Here is a 20,731-nt window from a genome sequence, read left to right on the forward strand (position 1 = left end):
ACTAAATCTCCAAATATGTTTCTTTATGTAAGATGAATATTTCAAAAAGTAAATATCGCGGAACTTTCATTCAGCACGTATTGACAAAATATATAGCACGCATCGCTAAACAAATATCATTTTGTTTAAAATCATAGAGATAATTCAGAGCAATTTGCGGAGCACTCAATGATAAAAAAACAACGTCATCTGGTTATACAATGAATTCGCTATCATCATTTACTATTTATTATTACCTTCATTCACCCCGAATGAGTTGTTTTACCCCTTTTCCTGCCGGGCCTTGTGCCCGGTCTTTTTTTATCTTTTTTACGCCTTTCCCGCTATGTAAACATATTTCCCCGGCACGCCCGTCGCGGCAAATATTCCCGTGAGGATGGCCTTGCGCATCGTAAAATCCACACTAAATAAGCGGTAAACGAGTATGTTAATTAATCGCGCAAAATCTCAACGGCAAAGCGGCTTGTTTCATCGTTCCCGCATCGCTTCATTCACCTTATTTAGCGGCTTAATCAAATAATCCATTACCGATTTCTGACCGGTTTTTATCTCAACGCTGGCCACCATACCGGGCACAATGGGGAATTTTCGCCCTGACCTGCTGGTCAGCTCCGCGTTTTGCGTACGGACGTAGACGCGATAATAGTACTGATCGCGCTTGACCTCATCCTGAAGCGTGTCTGGCGAAACGGTTTCCACCTCGCCGGATAACGTGCCGTATATCGAGGAGTCATAGGCGGTGATCTTTACCGTTGCGGGCAGGCCGGGGCGGATCCACGCGATGTCGCGCGGGTTAATGCGCGTTTCAATCAGCAACTGATCCTCCAGCGGAACAATCTCCATCAGCTTGCCGCCCGGCTGGAGCACGCCGCCCACGGTAGTGACCTGAATGTCTTTGACAATGCCGCGTACCGGTGACCAGAGCGTGGCGCGCGTCAGCTGATCCTGCTTGCCGGTCAACACCTGAAGCTGCGCATCAAGATCGGCGTTATTTTTTACCTGCTCCTCTCGCGCCCTCACCGCATAGTCATTGTTTGCTTCATCAATTTTGCCACGCAGTTCGCTGATCTGCCGCCGCAGCCGAATCACCTCGACCTCGCCAGCGGCCCCCTTCGCCACCAGCGGCTCCGTCATGCGCAGTTCGTCCTGCACGAGCTTCATGGACTGCGTCAGGTTTCTCACCGTCTCCAGCAGCGTGCGGCGACGCGAGTCATAAAACTGCGTCTCGCGCGCGACCAGCGCGGGTTCTGCCAGCGTTTCCGCGCTGAACGCCAGCGGCGCGCCGGTCAGTTCAGCATGCAGACGCTCTGCCGACGCGCGCAGCGTCCGCACCCGCGCCGCCGCTTCGCCGAAGGTTGACTGAAAACGCGTGGGATCAAGCTTTGCCAGCACTTCGCCCTTTGTGACGATATCGCCCTCATGCACGTTGAGCTGGTTAACAATGCCGCCATCAAGACTTTCAATGACCTGTGCGCGGCTCGACGGTGTCACTTTGCCGGTGCCGACCGTCACTTCGTCCAGCTCGGCAAAGTGCGCCCAGATAATAAACAGCAGCAGCGCTGCGCTGCACAGCCAGATAATGGCGGAGGTGCGCCTCTCATTGCGTTTCAGAGTGCGATCGGTAATCAGCAGGCTCATGTCGCCTCTCCTTTTCCATTTTGCGCGGCGGTTCGCGCCGAGGCGGCACGCAGGATCTCATCGCGCGGGCCGTCTGCAACAATTCGCCCGTTATCCATGACGACAATGCGGTCCACCAGTTTCAGCAGTGCGGGGCGATGCGTCACCAGCACCAGCGTTCGCCCCGGCAGCCAGCTCTGCATCTGGTGAATAACGTGCGCTTCTAACTGCTCATCCATTGAAGCGGTGGGTTCGTCGAGCAACACCACCTGCGGCTGGCGCAGAATCATCCGGCTGAGCAGAACCATCTGGCGCTGGCCGCCGGACAATCCTCTGCCGCCTTCATTAATAATACGATCCAGACTGGCGGCATCCTGCTGCACCAGCGTCAGCGCGCCGCTGATGCGCAGCGCCTGTAGCATCTCCTGCTCGCTGGCGTGAGGATTCCCTAACATCAGGCTTTGCCGCAGCGTGCCAAAAAAAAGGCGTGAATCCTGCGACAGCCAGCCAAGCTGCCGACGCAGGTCGATGGGATCGATACGACGAATATCAACGCCGTCAATCAGTACCTTGCCCTGAGTGGCGGTGGCCTGCCCGGCCAGCATCCGCAATAGTGTGGATTTCCCTGCGCCCACTTTACCCAGCAGCGCCACGCGCTCGCCGGGTTTGATCTGAAGCTGACCGATGGTTACCACGCTCTGCACGCGCTCCTCATCGTAGCTGTACTGCACGCCGCGCAGGTCGTAGTGGCCGGTCATGGTAGGACAGTGCGCCAGTTCGCCCTCCTCGGGCTGATCGAGCGGCTTTTTCAGCAGCTCATCCAGCCCGGTCATGGCGCTTTTCGCGTGCTGCCAGCGGGAAAAAACCATCGTCAACTGCATCAGCGGCGCCAGCGTGCGCGACGACAGCATGCTGCTCGCCACCAACGTCCCGGTGGTGATCTCTCCCTTCAGCACCAGGTAGACGCCAAATACCAGCATGCTCGCATAGGTAAGCTGTTGCACCGTCGAGGCCCAGCCGGTGAGCCGCGCGCCCCACAGCCGCTGCTGCATGCCGACCGTGGCGCTCACCTCATGCGTTTGCTCCCACTGGCGCTGAAAGTACGGCTCCGCCTGGAGTGATTTAATGTCTTCGATACCCTCAATGGTTTCCACCAGCACCGCGTTGCGCAGCGCGCCCTCGCGCAATCCCTCTTTCGCCAGCCGCGCCATCGGGATCTGCACCAGCAGGCCGGGAATGACAATCAGCGGTATCGCCAGCAGCGGCACAATCACCAGCGGGCCGCCAATGAACGCCATAATGAACAGAAACAGGATAACAAACGGCATATCTGCCGCCGCGCCCACGGTGGTGGAGGTGAGCAGTTCACGCACCTGATCGATCTCGCGCAGTTGCGAAATAAACGAGCCGGTGGATTTGGGGCGCGCCTCGTTGCGGATGTTCATTGCACGGGCGAACAGCATTGAAGAGATGCGCAGATCGATGCGCTTGCCCATCAGATCGGAGACCTGCGTGCGCATCAGGCGGATCAGATATTCTACCGTCGCGGCAAGCAGCACGCCGCTGAACAGCACCCACAGCGTAGGCTCGGACTGTGCCGGGATCACCCGATCGTAAACCTGCATCGAAAACAGAATACCCGCCAGCGCCAGCACATTGCCAACCACCGACGCCAGCGAAATCTCGGCAATGCGCCGCCCCATGCCGCGAAAGTTCGACCAGAACCAGTGCTTTTTATAAGGCTGAACAAATTCGTCAATGCGCGCGTCGCGTCCGCGCGCGGCCACGCCAATAATGCCTACCTGCGGCTGACTGTCGTTCAGCAGCGCCGCCAGCTCGCTTTCGCGCACCACGTCACCGCCGTCGCTCAGCCAGTAGCGCGCGCGACCGTCGCCGTCGATGTCTTCAATCACTACCACGCTGCCGTTTTGCATCATCAGCACCACCGGCGTCACCTCCTGCCGCCAGCGGATTTTATCGCGCGGCAACAGCATCAGATGCAGGCCCATCAGCCCCGCCAGGCGCTCAAGCTGTTTTTCCGGCGGCAGATGTTCAAACCAGCGCATTTGCTGGCGCAGCGTGCTGCCGTCGGCAGGTTTGCCAAAGCGCGCCGCCACGCGCAGCATGGCGTCGATCCAGTTTTCCGTATTTGCGATCGGGTTGGTCATCATCAGGCCTTATTTTGTCTCTTCTGCGCTCAGAGCGATGGCAACGTTTGTCCGCTGGTGGCTTCACGATCGATGCCCAACATATCGAGCAGATTGTCCACGGCGGCGGCATAGCGCACCGTGGCGTCCCAGCCGTCGTAGAGCGCCATCAGCCGTCCGCTGTCGGCCTGAAACACATCCTGCTCGACGCTGAGTAAATCGTTGAGGCTGCGCTTATTGAGCTTGTATTCATCGGCATAGACCGCGCGGGTATGGTCGGCGCTGCCGTACTGCTGATCGCCTGCGGTCTGGCGCTGTTGGGCGCCAATCATGTCCGCATAGGCGGTTGAGGCGTGCTGATTGATGTCCAGTTTTGATTGCTGAATAGCGGCTTCGGCTGCCTGCCTGTCGCCCTCTGCCGCGCGGGTTTTGGCATTGACCAGACCGCCCTGATAAATCGGCGCTTCCACGCGGAGCTGAAGCTCATCATCCCAGTAAGAACGCCTGTCGTTCTCGTAACGGGTGCGTCCCGCTTCGACTCTGATGGTCGGCCAGTGGTTGGACTCCGCCTGACGCACGCGCTCCAGCGCGGCTTCCTGCTTTGCCTGCGCGCTGCGCACCGCCGCACTTTTCTCATAGGCGATTTTATCAAGAGTGATCTGCTGGTTGAGCAGCGACTGCGGCAGTTCCGGCAGCTCGTCTGAAACCACGCCGGTCAGTACCGTCAGCTGCGCCTGCGCCGAGCGCGCCTGTGCCCGATACTGCTCAAGCGTGGCGTTCATACCGGCAATGCGCGTGCCGGCCTGAAGCACGTCCGACTGCGAGCTGAGCCCGGCCTCCGCGCGCAGACGGGCGATCTCCTGCACCCGCCTGAGCGAGGCGAGATTAGTCCGCGCGGCATCAGCCAGCGCGCGGTAGCGTTTAACGTCAAGGTAAGCGCGCAGCGTGTCCTGCGCGACGGTAGTCATGGTGTCATAGAGCGCGTAGCGGTACGCCTCTGATAACTTATTTTGTTCATCAATGGCGCCGCCGGTACGGCCAAAGTCATAGAGGAGCTGGCTGAGGGTAATGCCGCCAGAGCCGCTGTTGTTCAGGCTGCCAGCCGAGTCGGTCTGCCGCGAGCGGCCGCCGGTCGCCTGGAGAGAAAGCTGTGGATACCAGGCGCTTTCTGCCGCATCCAGGTCCGCTACGCCGACGTGGATCTGCGCAGCGGCCTGATAAATTTTTGGGTTACGCGCAAAGGCGCGCAGTATCGCTTCGCGCAGCGTCAATGTTGCAATCTGCTCCTCGCGCGGCGCGGCGCGCCAGTTAAAAGCAGCGCGGGGTTCAGTGGCCGCTACGGCGTCGGTTATATGACATATCAAACCAAAACAGAGCGAGGCCCACACTTTTTTCATCGATGTACCACGGTCCTGAAGGTTGTTGTGGAAAAAAGCGCGGGCCGCAAGCCCGCGCCACGCGTTAAGCCGTATGTTGCTGAAGAGAGTGCTGCGCCAGCACGTCCGCCAGCGTATTGTCCTGCTGGATCGGGACATGCTGCACGTTGTCCTGATAATCAGCACGCTGTCCTGCATCCTGCCAGACACCCCCTTCCGGCGCGCTCAGCGTAACGGCATGTTCGGCCAGCACCTCGCCGCCGCTGTGGGCTGGCTTCTGTTCCGGAAGATGAGGCAGCGCCGTCGCGTCCTCCGCCTTGATCCCCAGCGCAGCGAGATCCAGCGTCGCGTGCTCCGCTTTGCTCTGCGTCACCGCGCCGTGCGTGCTGAGAACAGCACTGATGCTGTCGTCGGCAACGGCCTGGTCAACGCCTGCTATCGCGGCGACGCCGTCATCACCTGCCGGAGCATTGTCGACAGCGGCAAGACTGCTCCCGCCATCCAGATGCGTCTGAACGCTTTGTGGATGTTCAAACCAGTTGCCGCCAACATCCTTCACGCCAAACAGCATGGTGTTGTAGCCATCGGTAAACTGAAGATCGCTCTCTCTGATCTCCACCGTCCAGCTACGGTTTTCGCCAAACACAAGGTCGTAAAGTGGGTAATCATTGGGATTGACGCTGGCAGCGACAATCGGCACAGAGCCGTCGAGCGTGCCGGAGAGCGTGACCCACGAGTCCCCGTCGTGCCAGCTGACGTCGCTGGCGGTCACTTCATTGATTGTGAAATGCGGTTCGCTGCTGGCATGCGTCACCAGCCAGACATCGCGCGACGCGCTGGCCGTTGCACCGCTGGCATCGGTGGCGCTGAAATTCAGGGAATAAGAACCATCCTGAATAGCCGCCAGCTCTGTGGGGGAGACATTTACATGCCACGTACCGGCGCTGTCTTCCACCACGCCCTGCCAGGTTTTGCCGTCAAGCGTCAGCGTAACCAGTGAGCCAACCGCCAACTGAGACGATTTGCCGGCAATCTCCAGGCCAAACTGCCCTTCGTATATATTGATCGCATTATCACTGGTGACGGGATCAACGGTGAGTGTGGGGGCGACAGCAGGCGTACCTGCGCCACTGTGGGTCTCTGTATTGCTGCCGGGTTCGGACGCGGTTCCGTCCGTCGTTGCCGCTGGCGTGGTGGTTGCCGCTGGCGTGGTGGTTGGCTCTGGCGTGGTGGTTGTCTCTGGCGTGGTGGTTGTCTCTGGCGTAGTGGTCGCCACTGGCGTTGTGGTTGTCGCGGGTGTCACTTCGCCGGTGTCGGTTGTCGCAGCAGGCGCTGCCACGCTGTCTGAGGTGTCGGGTGCCGTTTCACCCACCGATGCCTGTGCGGCATCATCACCGCCGCCGCCACCGCCGCCGTGCGAAGCCGCAATGCCTGCGCCTGCGCCGATCAGGCCGAGCAGTCCCAAACCAACAGCGGTGTAGCTGTTATCGCTGGAGGCAACTGCCGCAGTGTGCAGATCATCCACGCTGTTCAGCGACTCATAACCCGGTGACAGGGCGACCACTGCCTGCGGATCGGTTTGGATCGCCTGTGAAAGCAGCATATGCTGCGGCGGATTGTCGCCATCAACAAACACCAGTTCGCTCTGTTCGCCCTCTTTCACGCTGAAAAAATGCTGGAAATGCCTCTCGGTGCCGTCGCGCATCTGTAAAATCAGGTCGTCTCCCTGTTGCTGCCAGGCCGACACCATTGAGCGATCGCCCTGAACGGTGATGATGCCCGGCTCGCTAAGCGAAACGGTCTGCGAGCTACCCGGCGACAGGTGCGCCAGCGTTTTACCTGCTGAACGAGACACAATATCTGTCTGGCCCTGGATTGAATGTGCCATTAACTTCCCCTTGCCACGAAAACTGTGAGTGAGTTATGCGCAATAAACTAAAGCAACGCTTTACTTTTCTTACGCATTTTCCAGCCAGCGCAACAGAAGGAATGGGAGTAATTCCTGAGATCTGATGAAGAACGGCCGATCTTGAACGTGAATTCAGGCTGAATTTTCAGCAAAATTGCGCTCATCTCATGAGCGCTCATTTACCATTAGTGCCAAAAAATGACTCAAGTTATTTTTCTCTTTAAGCCAAATCCTGACCGCATATTCAGCAAAAACCTTATTCAAATGCTCCGGTACATCAACGCTGGCAGAGAATAAGCTATGCCTCTCTCGTCGCCGTGACTATTGCCGAAAATCTGGAAAGTCGTTTACAGAAAGAAATTTTCTCATTAAAAAACCTGAATTTTATTTACAAAGACCTTACATATGTTTTATAGCTCAAAAGATCTGCACCGTCTGCTTTTTTACCTTTCAATTAGTTAATCATCACTAACCTTTTAACCTTTGGTTGCCTTCCGCTGGCGCAGGAGCGATCCCTCTTCTAGACGATATGCACCTGAAGGTTGTGTTGCACCAGCACATCGCCCAGCGTGTTGGTCGCGGCCAGCGCTGAATTGTGATAAATATCAAATGATTGCCCGTCTATGGTGCGATATCCCGCCATTGTCCATTCGCCGTCGTCACCGTTGGCCAGCGTCACGCGATTGCCGTCAGCGCCTTTGATCACCAAATCGTCATGTTGCGTATCGGTGATGTTCAGCGCTTCGTTAAGATCGAGCTTCACGCTGTTATTCCCTGCTTTGCCAAGATCGATGATTTCAATGTGTTCAACCCTGAGCCCTAACGACGTCAAATCCAGCGCCATATGATCGCCACTAAGAACCAGCGTGTCCGTGCCCGCACCGCCGCTGATATGGCTGAAATCCAGCGAGCTGAGGGTGAGCGTATCGTCGCCACTGCTTCCGCTGACCGCGTTGCCGGTCAGGCTTTGGCCGTCGGCAACGTCGATGGTCACACCCCCAATGGTATAGCCGTTTTCCTCAACTACCGGGGTCAACGGCGCGACGCTGCTTTCCGGTACCGTCGAACTGCTGTGGGTATCGCTTGCGGCTGCCGCATCATGCACCGCCGGCGTCAACGCCTGATGGTGAGCGCTGGCGGTGACGTCATCATCCGCCGCCACTGCAAGCAAAACCGTGGCGGACGTGGCGGCAGCAGGGAGCAGTGAGCCCACCACCAGCGTGTTGCTGGTCGAGGCGGGGTTGCCTGCCGCGTCTACCGCCGTCACCGTCACAACGCTGTTCAGACTCAGCGTCGAGAGCAGTCCACCGGTAAATTTCGCGCTGTAGCGGCCGAGCGCATCGGTGATGACCTGCTGCGTGCTGCCATTCAGGGTGATAGTAAGCCGGGTGCCCTGCGCCAGGTTGAGCGTGCCGCCGGAAACGGTCAGGCCGGTTACCAGCACGTTGACCAGACTGAGCACCGGGTCGACACCGATGGCGGGCAGGTTGTGCGTTACTGCCGTGAAGCTGTCGCTGGTGGTCGAGACGTTCCCCACCGCATCGGTTAAGGTGACCGTCACGCTATAGCTGCCGTCAGGAATGGCCTTCAGCGTCGCCGACGGCAGGCTGACGCTCCAGGTACCGTTCGCGCCCACCGTGGTGGTCAGGGTATTGCCTGCCAAAGTGACGGAAACCGTGCTGCCCACCGCATTGGCCGAGGTGCCGCTGATGGTCTTTGCCGCATTCGCTTCGCTGAGATTCAGGTAGTGGTCTCCGCCAAACACGCTGCTGGCGGTGAGCGCAACGGTGGGCAGGGTGTGCGTCCCGACCAGCACGCTGCCGGAGACGCTCGCCGCTCTGCCCGCCGCATTGGTGAGCGCGGCGGTAATGGTGTCCGTCCCGTCAGGCAGTGCGGCCAGCACCGTCGTCGGCACGGAGACGCTCCACGTGCCGTTCGCGCCCACCGTGGTGGTCAGCGTGCTGGCGCCCACGCGCACGGTGAGGGTAGAACCTTCCGCCTGGGTGGCGGTGCCGCTGATGATCTGCGTTGACTGCGCGTCTGCTGCATTGAGCAGGCCATCGCCGAAAATAGTGCTGATGCTCACCGTCGGTGGCGTCTGTGCGGTCACGTTCAGCGTGTTGCTGCCGGTGGCGATGTTGCCGTAGCTGTCCGTAACGCTGGCGCTGACCGTCAGCGTGCCGTTGGCTAACACCGCCAGATCGGCTTTCGGCACGCTGAGGCTCCATCCGCCGCCGCTGCTGACCGTAGCGGTATAGGTTTTGCCCGCCAGCGCCACGCTGACCAGCGATCCGGCAGCCACATTTGTCGTTACGCCACTGATGGTCTGAACCCCCAGCAGATCGCTGGCGCTGAGAACACCGTCGTCAAAAATCGTATTGACCGACAGAGTCGGTGCGGTATGAATGCCCACCTGAATACCCGTCGACACGCTGGCGACGTTGCCGACCACGTCGGTGACCGAGGCGCTGACGGTCAGGTTGCCGTCCAGCAGCGTGCTGAGCAGCGCGGGCGCAAGCTGCGCGCGGAAAGTGCCGTCCTGATTCACCGTCGCCGTTACCGTAGTGTTGCCAAGCGCAATCGTCACCACCGAACCTGCGGCGGCATTCGCCACCGTCCCGCTGATGGTTTGCGTCACCAGCGACTCCAACAGATTGAGTACGCCATCGCCAAACAGCGGGTTAAGCGAAATCACCGGCAGCGCATGGATCCCTACCACTGCCGTCGCCGAGGCGCTGTTGCTATTCCCTGCCGCATCAGTGACGCTGACGCCCACCGCCAGCGCACCGTCGCTCAGCCCCTGAAGCATCGCGGGCGTCAGCGCCAGGGTAAAAGCGCCGTTCGCCGCGGTGGTGGTGACAAACTGGCTGCTGCCAAACGAGACAGTCACTCTGGCACCGGCCTCTGCGCCGGTGATGGTGCCGCTCAGAATCTGCCCGGCGCGCGCATCAAGCGCGTTCAGCAGCCCGTCGCCAAACAGCGGATCGAGCGTGATCACCGGCGCGGTCACTTTTACCGTCGCATTCGCCGAGGCGCGGGCGGTGTTGCCCGCCGCATCGGTCAGACTGGCCGCCACGGTCAGCGTGCCGTTAACCAGCGAGCCCAATAATTCCGGTGAAACGGTGGCGGTGAACGCACCGCTCTGCCCCACCGTCGCCTGCACGGTGGCGCTGCCGAGGGTCAGGTTTACTACCGTACCGGCCGTCACGTTGGTGACCGTTCCTGCAATAGTCTGCGCGATTTTCGACTCGGCGATATTCAATATGCCGTCGCCAAAAATCGGCCCCAGCGTAATCGCAGGCTGTGCGGTGAAAACGTCGACATTCACCGCGCTGGCGGCGGTGTTGCCCGCCGGATCGACCACCTTCACGCCAAGCGTCAACGTGCCGCTGGCCAGCGTTGCTAAATCAGCGGGCAGCAGCGTTACGCTCCAGTTGCCGCCTGCGCCAACCTGGCTCTGCCATGACTTACCGCCCAGGGTGACGGTCACCGTGGAACCGACCACCGCGCTGACCGTGCCGCCGATGGTTTGTGCGACAGCGGCTTCGGCGATATTCAGCCGGTTGTCGCCGCCAAACAGTCCGTCCAGCGCGCTGAACACCGGCGTGTTCAGAATGGCGGTAACCGTGGACGGCAGCGTGCGGACGTTACCTGCCGCGTCGGTCAGCACCAGATTGACGGGGAATTCACCGTTACTCATCAGCGCCAGCACGTCCGGCGGCACCACCAGCGCGTAGCGGCCATCCTGTCCGACGGTCGTGCTCAGCGTCGTGCCGCCAAGGGTCAGAGAGACGGTTGCGCCGGTGCCGGCAGAGGTGGCAAGGCCGGTGATAGTTTGCGCGACGGCGGCTTCAGCAGCGTTGAGAAAGCCGTCGCCAAAGAGGGGATCAACCGCCAGGTTCAGGGCACTGTTTACTACTTTATTCACCGTCAGCGTGGCGTCGGTCTGATTACCCGCGCGGTCGCTGACGCGCAGTCCAAACACCAGCGCGCCATCGCTCAGGCTGCCAAGCACCTCCGGCGTCAGGTTGATGCGGAACGTGCCGTCGGCGTCAACAATCGCCGTGGCAATCGGGCTGCTGTCGCCGAGGTAAAGGCTGATGGTTTGCCCTTCCGCCCCGGCGGCGCGTCCGGTCAGCACCTGCGCTGTGGCGATATCCGCCGCGTTCAGCAGGTTGTCGCCCAACAGCGCATCCACCTGAAGCAGCGGCGCGGCGGTATCAACGGTGAAAGTGCGTTCCGCGCTGGCGGGGTTGCCCGCGGCGTCGGTGAGGGTGGCGGTCAGCGTCTGGCTGCCCTGAGCGAGCGCCTGAAGATCCCCCTCGGGCACCGCCACCGCCCAGCTTCCGTCCGCCTGCACGATCGCCGTCCAGCTTTTGCCGTTCAGGCTGAGGGTAACCGGACGTCCCACTTCCGTCACGCTGGCGGTGCCGCTGATGGTCTGGCTGCTCGCGGCTTCTGTGCCGTTCAGCCGATCGTCGCCTGCGAAGGCGTCGATGGTCAGATCGGGCGGAATACGATCGACAAGAAGCTGTTCGCTGGCGGTCAGCGTGTCGCCCTGGTCAGTGGTGAGCGTGGCGGTTACGGTCAGCGCGCCTTCCGGCAGGCTGGCGGTGGGCAACGTAATGCGCCAGCTGCCATTTTCGCTGTTTACCACCGCGCTCTCCGGCAGCGCTTCGCCGTTAACCATAACGGTCACTGAACCGCTGACCGCGCCGTTGGCGGCGTTGAGGTTGGCAAAGGTACCGCTGATGGTCAGCGTTGCGTCATCGCTGGCGTTAACAATGTTATCGCCCGATATCGGCGCCAGCGTAAGTAGCGGATCGGACGGTGGCGTCAGGTCAACGGTAACGGAGGCAGAGGTGCTGGCGATGTTGCCCGCCACGTCCGACACCGTCGCGGTCAGCGTACCGGTGCCGCTGTTGCCAAGTTGCGCCATCGCTTCCGGCGTCACGTTAACCGACCAGCTGCCATCCGCCTGCACCACCCCGCTCAGCGTCGCGCTGCCGATCGTCACCGTCACGACCTGGCCTGCACGCGCGCCGGTGGTGGTGCCACTCAGTAACTGGGTGGTCAGGCTCTCCACATAGGTCAATGTGTCGCCTACGAAAGAGACGATGGTAACGGCAGGCGGCAGCGTGTCCACGGTGAAATCGCCGGTGAGCGTGGTGGCGTTGCCGGCAACGTCGGTCGCCACCACCGTAATGCCTTGCGAGCCCTGCGTAAGTCCGCCGAGCACCGTCGGCGAGAGCGCCAGCGTCCAGGTTCCGTCGCCGTTTACCACCGCATCATAAGCAGTGCCGTTAAGGGTGACCGTTACCCGCTGCGCCGTGCCGGCATTCCCCGACAGCGATGCGCCCGCGCTCGCCTCCGTGCCGTTAAGGAAGCCGTCAATAAACGGCACGTTGATCGTGGGTTGCGGCGCGGTAAGCGACGCGACAAAATCCAGGCTCTGCGTATTGCTGTTGCCCGCGCCGTCGGTCACGGTGACGGTAATGCTGTGCTGACCATTACTCAGGCCGCCGAGCGCGCCTGCGGGCAGCGCAACCACCCAGTCGCCGTTATCATTTACCGTTCCCGTCCAGATGATGCCATCCACATCAATGCGTAACTGCACGTCCTGATTCAGGCCGCTGACGCCGGTGGTGCCGTTAAACACAATGGCGTTGTTCATTTCGCTGATATTCAGCACGCCATCGCCAAACGGCTGAACGATGGTGGGCACCGGCAGGCTGAGCCGGGCATTAAACGCCAGATCCGCGCTGTCCTGATTGCCCGCGCTGTCGGTGGCGGTAACCGTTAACTGATGCGTGCCGCTGCCCGGCGCGGTGAGCTGTTCGGGCGTGAGAGCAAGCGACCAGTCGCCGCTGGCGTTAACCGCAGCGCTGATTGCCGTACCGCCGTCAATGCTGACGGTGACCGTTTGCCCCGGCGCGACTTTACCGGTATTGCCGCTCAGTATTTGCCCGGCCGCCGCTTCCGCCACGTTGAGCTGACCGTCGCCGAATGGCAAATTGATGGTAACGTCGGGTAGCGAATGGATATCGACCCGCAGCATTCCGTTCGCCGTTTGCGCATTGCCCACGCCGTCCGTGACCTGCACCTCAACCGGCCAGTTGCCGTCCGGTAGCAGGTTCAGCACGCTGGCGGGCAGGTTGAAGTTCCAGTTGCCGGTGGCGCTGTCAACCTCTGCCTGATAGCGCGTGCCGTTAAGCGTGATGGTCACCGTTTGCGCGCCGGTGATACCGGTGGTGCCGGAAAGCGCGCCGCCCGCCGCCGCCTCTGCCGCGTTCAGTACGCCATCGGTAAACGGCGTTGCCAGCGTTGGCGCAGGGAGGCCGGTGATGATGGCGTCAAAACTCAGGCTGCCGCTGTCGCTGTTGCCTGCGCGATCGCTGACGGTCACCGTCAGCGTATGCGTTCCGTTGCCGATCTCCGCGAGCTGCGCGGGCGTCAGCGTCGCCTGCCAGTAGCCCTGCGCATCAACGGTGGTGATGAACGATCTGCCGTCGATCAGCAGCACAACCGTCTGCCCGTCGCCGGGGACGCCGGTGGTGCCGCTGATGATCTGCGTCTCGCCCGCCTCCAGCGCGTTAAGCAGGCCGTCACCAAACGGCGTGTTGATGCTGGCTTCCGGCGAGTTTTTCACCAGCAGTTCGACGCTGACCGCCGCGCTGGCAGGGTTGCCTGCCGCATCGGCGGCGCTGACGGCAAGCTGGAATGCGCCGTCATCCAGGGCGCTCAGGGCGCCGGCGGGGATCGTCACGCGCCAGTTGCTCTCCTCATCGACCACGCCGTTAAAGGACAGGCCGCCGATGGTAACAATAACCGCGGTGCCTGGCGCAAGATGGGTGGCCTGGCCAGTCAGGATCTGTTCTGCGGCGGCTTCGGCGGCATTGAGCAGACCATCAGTAAACGGCGTGGTCAGCGTCAGCAGCGGCAGCGTGTTGATGGCCACGTTGAGGTCGACCGGGCTGCTGGTTTGATTACCGCTGGCATCGCTTACCGTTACGCCAACCCTGGCGATGCCATCGGCCAGCAGCAGCAGTTCGCCGGCCGGGATGATCAGGCGCCATGCGCCGTCGCCGTCTGCCGAGACGCTCCATATTTTGCCGTTAAGCGTCACGCTGACCGTCAGGCCCGCCTCGGTGTTGCCGCTGACCGTCAGGCCGGCCAGCGCTTCCGCCATATTCAGCGTATCGCCTGCGCTCAGCGCGACATCAAGTACCGGCGCACGGGTATCCACATTGAACGTTCCGCTGGCGGTGGCAGGATTGCCCGCCACGTCGCTGCCGGACGCAGTAACGGTGTTGCTGCCCTGATCAAGCGCCTGCACATCCGCTGCGGGCACCGTGACCTGCCAGCTACCGCTGGCGTCCGCCGTCGTTTCATACGCTTTGCCGTTCAGTGTGACAACCACGGCGCTGCCCGGCGCAAGGCGCTGGCTGCCGCCGGTTATTTCAAGATCGCTGCCTGCTTCCTGGCTGTTAACGGTATCGTCGCTGGTGACAGGATTAATAGTGAGAGTGGGCTGGTTTGCCGCCTGGGCAACAACGGTAACCTGATGCGTGGCGCTGGCCGGATTGCCTACACTGTTGGATACCGCCGCGCTGAAAGTCTGTGCGCCGTCGCTCAGCGCGCCCACGCTGGCGGCCGGAACGGTCACGCGCCAGCTGCCGTCCTGCTCTACCGTCGCGAGCCAGCTTTCGCCATTCAGCGTCAGCGTAACCGTGCGCCCCGGCTCCGCGCTGGTCGAACCGGAGACAATCAGGTCGTCGCCCGCCTCGGCGCGATTGATGTAATCATCCAGCGAGACGGTATCGATCGTGAGCGTCGGCATGCTGGCAGGCGATGCCTCCACGTTGAGCGTCAGGTTTTGCTCGCTGCGGTTTCCCGCCCGATCGGTTAAGGTGACGCTGACCGGATAGCTGCCGTCCGCCAGATTCTGCGTGGCGCCGGCGGGCAGATCAAACTGCCAGCTGCCGTCGCCCCGCACCGTCTGCTGATACGTCTGGCCGTTAAAGATCAACGTTATCTGCTGGCCTGCATCCTCAGGCGACGCCGTTCCGCTGATGGAAACCGGCCGGGCGATCTCTGCCGCGTTGATCACGTTGTCGCCGGTAACCTCGTTGATGCGCAGATCGGGCGCGGTCAAATCGACAATGACGTTGCTGCTTACCGTGCCGCTGTTTCCCTCTGCATCGCGCACGGTAACGGTAATGGGATTGCCTCCCTGTTCCAGCCCCTGCATCATCGCCACGCTGACCGGCAGCGTCCAGTTACCGCTGGCGTCAACGGTGGCGCTGTAATCCGTACCCGCCAGGTTAACCGTCACCGTTTGTCCCGGCCCGCTGATGCCCGTCGTGCCATTCAGAGCCTGATCGCTGCCCGACTCGCTGATGTTCAGCCAGCCGTCACCAAACGGCGTCGCAAGCGTCGGCTGTAGCGTGACAATCGCCAGCCGCACCACCTCGCTGACGGTGGCGGTATTGCCCGCCGCATCGCTGAGGCTGACGGTGAGCGGATAGCTGCCGTCCGGCCTGTCAAGCAGCAGCCCCGCCGGAAGCTGAAGCCGCCAGCCACCCTCCTCGTCCACCGCCGTGGTGAAGCGCTGACCGTTGAACAAGACGGTCACGATCTCGCCCGCCTGCGCGTTACTGCCGCCGCTGACGGTGATCTCCCCCGCCGCTTCGCTGCTATTGATCACCCCGTCACCGGCTATGGCATTCAGCGACAGCTGCGGCGCAAGGGTGTCGACGTTTATCGTCACCGGCAGCGACCCGCTGTTGCCCGCCACGTCGCTTGCCGTCACGGTGAGGGTATTTTCACCCTGCGACAGCGCCTGCAACACCGGCGGCGTCAGCGACAGTTGCCAGTTGCCCGCGCTGTCCACCGTTGCGCGATAGTCGCTGCCGCCGACGTTGACCACCACCGTTTGGCCGTCGCCCACGATGCCGGTGCTGCCGCTCAGCGTTTGCACGGTTCCCGCTTCCGCACCGTTGAGCGTGCCGTCGGCGAACGGCGTTTGCATCGATGGCGCGGGCACGCTGGCGGTATGCACCTCCAGCGTGGCCTGATGAGTAACCGCCGTGCCGTTAACGCTGGCGGATGCCTGCTGTGGCCCTTCCGCCAGATTTTGCAGATCTTCCGACGGCACGGTCACCGACCAGCTTCCGTCAGCCGCAACGGTGGCCGTGTAAGTCTGCCCGCCAAGGGTGAAGGTGACAATGCTGCCTTCCGCGACGTTTACCGATGAGCCTTCAACCCGCAGATCGTTTTGCGCTTCGGCGGCATTGAGATAGCCGTCGCCGCTGAGCGGTTGCCAGGCAATCGCGCTGAGTGCGTCATTGACGCTGAACGTTTTATCCACCGCTGCGGCGTTACCCGCGCGATCGGTCACGCTGACGCTTAAGGTGTAGTCTCCGTCAACAAGCGTGGCGAAGGCCGATGCGGGCAGCGTTACCTGCCAGCCGCCGCCGGACTGTACGGTCGCGTACCAGGTTTCGCCGTTGAACGTGATGCTGAGCGTCTGGCCCGCTTCAACGTTGTCGGCGGTGCCGCTAAGGATCTGCTCCGTCTGTCGTTCCGCGCCGTCGATAACATTGTCTTCCGCCAGGTCGTGAAGGGTGATAACGGGCGCAGTTTTATCGACTATCAGCGACGTGCTCACCACGGTGCGATTACCGGCGAGGTCGCTGGCGGTGACGTTAACGGCGTAGCGGCCATCGCTCAGCGCGCTGACGACGTCTGCGGGCAGCGTCACCGACCACTGGCCGTTTTGATCGACGACCGTACGCCAGATGCCGTCATTGATTTCCAGCGTGATGGCGCTGCCGGCTTCGCCCGTTCCGTCAATCGTCAGCGGCTGAAGGCCTTCAACGCTGTTGAGATAGCCGTCGCCCGCCGCCTCGTTGACCGTAACCGACGGCGGCGTCAGATCGACCTCAAGCGTGCGCGACAGCGACGTGGCGTTGCCGGCGGCGTCCGTGCTGGTAACGATCACCTGATAGCGGCCGTCGGTAAGCGCCGCCAGCGCGTCGGGCGGCACATCAATACGCCAGTCGCCGTTTTCAGCCACCCGCGCAATATAATTGGCGCCGTTCAACATCACCACGATCGTTTCGCCCGGATCGCCGCTGCCGGTAAGCGTCAGCGTCTGGCTCTGAGCCGCCAGGTTCAGGCGATCGTTGTCTGAGAGTGTTTCCAGCGTCAGACGCGGTGCCAGCGTATCCACCACAACGCTGCCGGTGAGCGTGGCGGCGTTCCCCGCCAGATCGGTGACGTTCACGCTCACCGGATTCTGGCCCTGCGGCAGTGCCTGGAGCAGATCGGCGGGCAGCGACACGCGCCAGTTGCCGTCGGCGTCCACCGTTCCCTGTAAGGTGACGCCGTTCAGCACAACGCTCACCGTCTGCCCTTCACCGGTGACGCCGGTGCGCCCGGTCAGCGTCTGTCCGGCAATGACTTCCGCGCCGTTCAGCGTGCCGTCCGTGAAAGGAATATCGACGGTGAGAGCGAAATTGGGGTCAACCAACGTCATCAGGTTGTGAGTGACGGTAACCACATTGCCGTTCACGTCGTTCGCGGTGGCAGTGACCTCCATGCTGCTGTTTCCGAGGCCCGTCAGCGCACTGGCCGGTACGGTGATCTGCCATTCGCCGTTTTCGCCCGCCGTGGTGCTGTAGTCCACGCCGTTGAAGCGCACCAGAATCCGTGCCCCCGGCGCGACGAAGCGGCTGCTTCCTGCGATCGGCAGATCGTTTTGCGCCTCAACGGCATTAATCGTATTGTCATCGCTGATGACCCCGATAGCGATGGCGCTGAAGGCGTTGTCAACGTCAAAACGTCCGCTGGCGCTGGCCGCATTGCCTGCCGCATCGCTGACCGTGACCGTATAGTCCTGCGTGCCGTTAGCCAGCCCGGAAAACGCCTCCGCAGGGATCAGTACGCTCCAGTTGCCGTCGGCCTGCACGGCACCGCTCCAGCTTTCGCCATTCAACGTTACGGTAATCTGCTGTCCGGCTTCAACATTCAACACCGTGCCTGTCAGCAGTTGCGAAAGCTGCTTTTCGGCACCATCGAGCAGGTTGTCGCTGGTCAGCGAATGAAGTCTGATTTCCGGCATTGCGGTGGCGACAATCAGAGGCTGTGTGGCGATCGCCACGTTACCGGCGGGATCGCTCGCCTCAACGCTGACGGTATAGCGCCCGTCCGGCAAGGCGCTGACGACATCGGCGGGAATGGTCAGTTGCCAGTTGCCGTTGGCATCCGGTGTAACGGAGTAAGTCACGTTGTTAAGCGTGACGACAATCGCTGCCCCGCTCTCAGCCGAACCGTTCAGCGTGAGCGGCTGACCGTGCTCGGCTGCGTTCAGATAGCCATCGCCTGCTACGTCAGCCAGCGTGACGACGGGTGGCGTGACATCCACCACCAGCACGCCGGTTTGGGTCACGCTGTTGCCGATGGCATCGGTGGCGGTGACGGTGACGGGATAGCTGCCGTCGCCCATTTGCTGGAGATCGGCGGCCGGAATATCAATACGCCAGCTCCCGTCCGGGTTAACGCGGGTGACGTATGCCTCACCGTTCAGCGTAACGGTCACGCTTTCGCTGCCGCTGCTCTGCCCGACGAGCGTGACCGGCTGCATGACGTCGCTGCGGTTTAACGCCTCTTCCGGCAGAGAGAGGCTGAGCGGCGGCGGCGTGGTGGCCACGTTGACGGTGGTGACGGCGGTGGCGCTGTTGCCTGCCCGGTCGGTCACCACGATAGCGATCTCATTGCTGCCCTGCGGCAGCGCCTGCAACAGGTCTGGCGGCAGCGTGATCTGCCAGCTGCCGTCGCTGGCGACCGTGCCGCTGAGGCTGACGCCGCCGAGGGATACCGTTACCGTCTGGCCCGCGCCGGTGATGCCGGTCTGACCCACCAGGATTTGCGCAACACCGGTTTCAGGGCCGTTCAGTACGCCATCACCAAAGGGCAGGTCGATTGCCGCAGAAGGAGGAAGCGTACTGACAATCAGCGAGAGCCCCGGGATATTCTGTATGACGGTGCCGTCCGCCAGGGTAACGACGGCGGTAACCGGATTGGCGCCCTGCGGCAAAAGCTGAAGATCCGCCGCAGGAACGGTGGTTCGCCAACTGCCATCCGCATTGACCGTGGCCTGCCAGGTGCTTGCTCCCAGCGTAACCGACACGATGGCGGCCGCCGGGACGCCGCTGGTCACGCCTGACAGGGTGAGCGGAAGCTGCGCCTCAATGCCGTTAAGGTACCCATCGCCACTGAGCGGATCGAGCGAAAGAGAAGGCGGCGGCATCACCACTTCAATAGTATGGCTGGTGGAGACGATTGCCCCGGCTTGCGAATTGACGCTGGCCACGATCGCCAGCGTTCCCTGCGCCAGCACCTGAAGATGGATAACGGGAACCGTCACGCTCCAGCGCCCGTCGGCCCCCACTACGGCGATATAGGTATGCTCGCCCATATTTATCGCCACGCGCTGTCCCTGCTCGATGTTACGCGTTGTGCCGCTAACGATTTGACTGGCCTGCATCTCTTCAGGTTCAAGACGGTCATTTCCGGCAAAGGGATCGATATCAATGGCGGGCGAACCCGGTACGACCCCCGCGCTTTCGACCACAATGTTTTCGCTGGCGGACGCGGACGCGCCTGTGCCGGTGGTTACGCTGACGTTAATGGTGTTGCTGCCCGCAGAGAGCGCGAGCAGATCCGCTGTGGGCAGCGTCACGCGCCAGCCGCCGTCGCTGCCCACCGCCGTGGTATAGGTTTTACCGTTCAGCGTAATGGTCACCACGCTGCCTTCAGGCGCGTTTTGCGTGCTGCCGCTCAGGATTTGGTTGCTGCTTTTTTCCGCCACGCTCAGTACAGCATCACCGGTAAACAGATCGAGGGTGACGACAGGCGACGTGCCCGGTGCGGTGACGTTACCCCCATCATCATCGCTGCCGCTTCCACCGCCGCCACCGGCCGCCACCGCGCCTGCCGTCACGCCGACCAGGCCAAGTGCGCCCAGGCCCGCAGCGGTGATTACCCCGCCGGACGCGCCGGACCCCGCCAGCAGCAGCGGTTCAATGGAGCTGAGCGATTCATATTCAGGGGCCGCCGCCACCGCCGTCTGCGCCTCGGCGAATTCGTTGGTGACAGGAAACAGGGCGTGTTCCGGCACGCCTGAACCGTCGTCAAACACCAGTTCGCTGTGATCGCCATCAATATCGTCGAGGAAAAACTGCCGGTAGTGCACGATGCTGCCGTCGCGCATGTGCACGGTAAGATCGTTACCGTGCCGCTCGAATTCGGTCACCATCGCCCGCGTGCCGTGAATTTTCACCACGCTGGGCTGGTTGAGTACCACAGTATGAGAAGAGCCTGCACTGGCCCGGGAAAGAAGTTTGCCGTCATCGCGTGACAAAATTTCCGCGCGACCGTCGTTCAGCTGTGCCATTACCCACCTCACCGTTACCAGAACCGTTTTTTATTTGCGGCAAAAGGTGAAGGTGAACTTCACATTCAGCGCAAACTTTCGGGATTAAATACCGATAAAAAAATCAGTTTTCCTGGTAGGAAAGGGGTAACCAAGTCATAACAAAGAAGACAAAAGAGTAAAATGCCAAAATCACGGCGTAAAATTCTTATACAAACCGTAAGAGCGACGAGAATCAGCGCAT

Annotated in this window: 5 protein-coding genes; all 5 read right to left on the bottom strand. The window is 61.4% G+C overall.

Translation table 11 applies throughout. The features are described 5' to 3' along the window. Positions 1–468: 468 nt before the first annotated feature. On the bottom strand, positions 469–1,638 hold the full coding sequence (locus FA91_RS12015; RefSeq protein ID WP_034916041.1) for an HlyD family type I secretion periplasmic adaptor subunit: 1,170 nt from the start codon (positions 1,636–1,638) through the stop codon (positions 469–471). Then, positions 1,635–3,785 (bottom strand): type I secretion system permease/ATPase, encoded by a 2,151-nt coding sequence (locus tag FA91_RS12020; RefSeq protein WP_034919261.1) that lies wholly within the window; start codon positions 3,783–3,785, stop codon positions 1,635–1,637. The genes FA91_RS12015 and FA91_RS12020 overlap by 4 nt, the downstream gene beginning before the upstream one ends. Positions 3,786–3,814: 29 nt before the next feature. After that, entirely contained in the window at positions 3,815–5,161 is a 1,347-nt protein-coding gene (locus FA91_RS12025) for a TolC family outer membrane protein (protein WP_034916044.1), read from the bottom strand. A gap of 64 nt (positions 5,162–5,225) precedes the next feature. Next, positions 5,226–7,028, bottom strand: a complete 1,803-nt coding sequence (locus FA91_RS20105) for a BapA prefix-like domain-containing protein (protein ID WP_051937151.1) — start codon at positions 7,026–7,028, stop codon at positions 5,226–5,228. 541 nt (positions 7,029–7,569) lie between these two features. After that, a complete protein-coding gene (locus tag FA91_RS12040) occupies positions 7,570–20,508 on the bottom strand; it encodes an Ig-like domain-containing protein (protein ID WP_034916048.1) in 12,939 nt (4,312 codons plus the stop codon). Positions 20,509–20,731 lie beyond the last annotated feature (223 nt).

The sequence above is a fragment of the Erwinia sp. 9145 genome, assembly GCF_000745075.1.
GTDB classification, from domain to species: domain Bacteria; phylum Pseudomonadota; class Gammaproteobacteria; order Enterobacterales; family Enterobacteriaceae; genus Erwinia; species Erwinia oleae.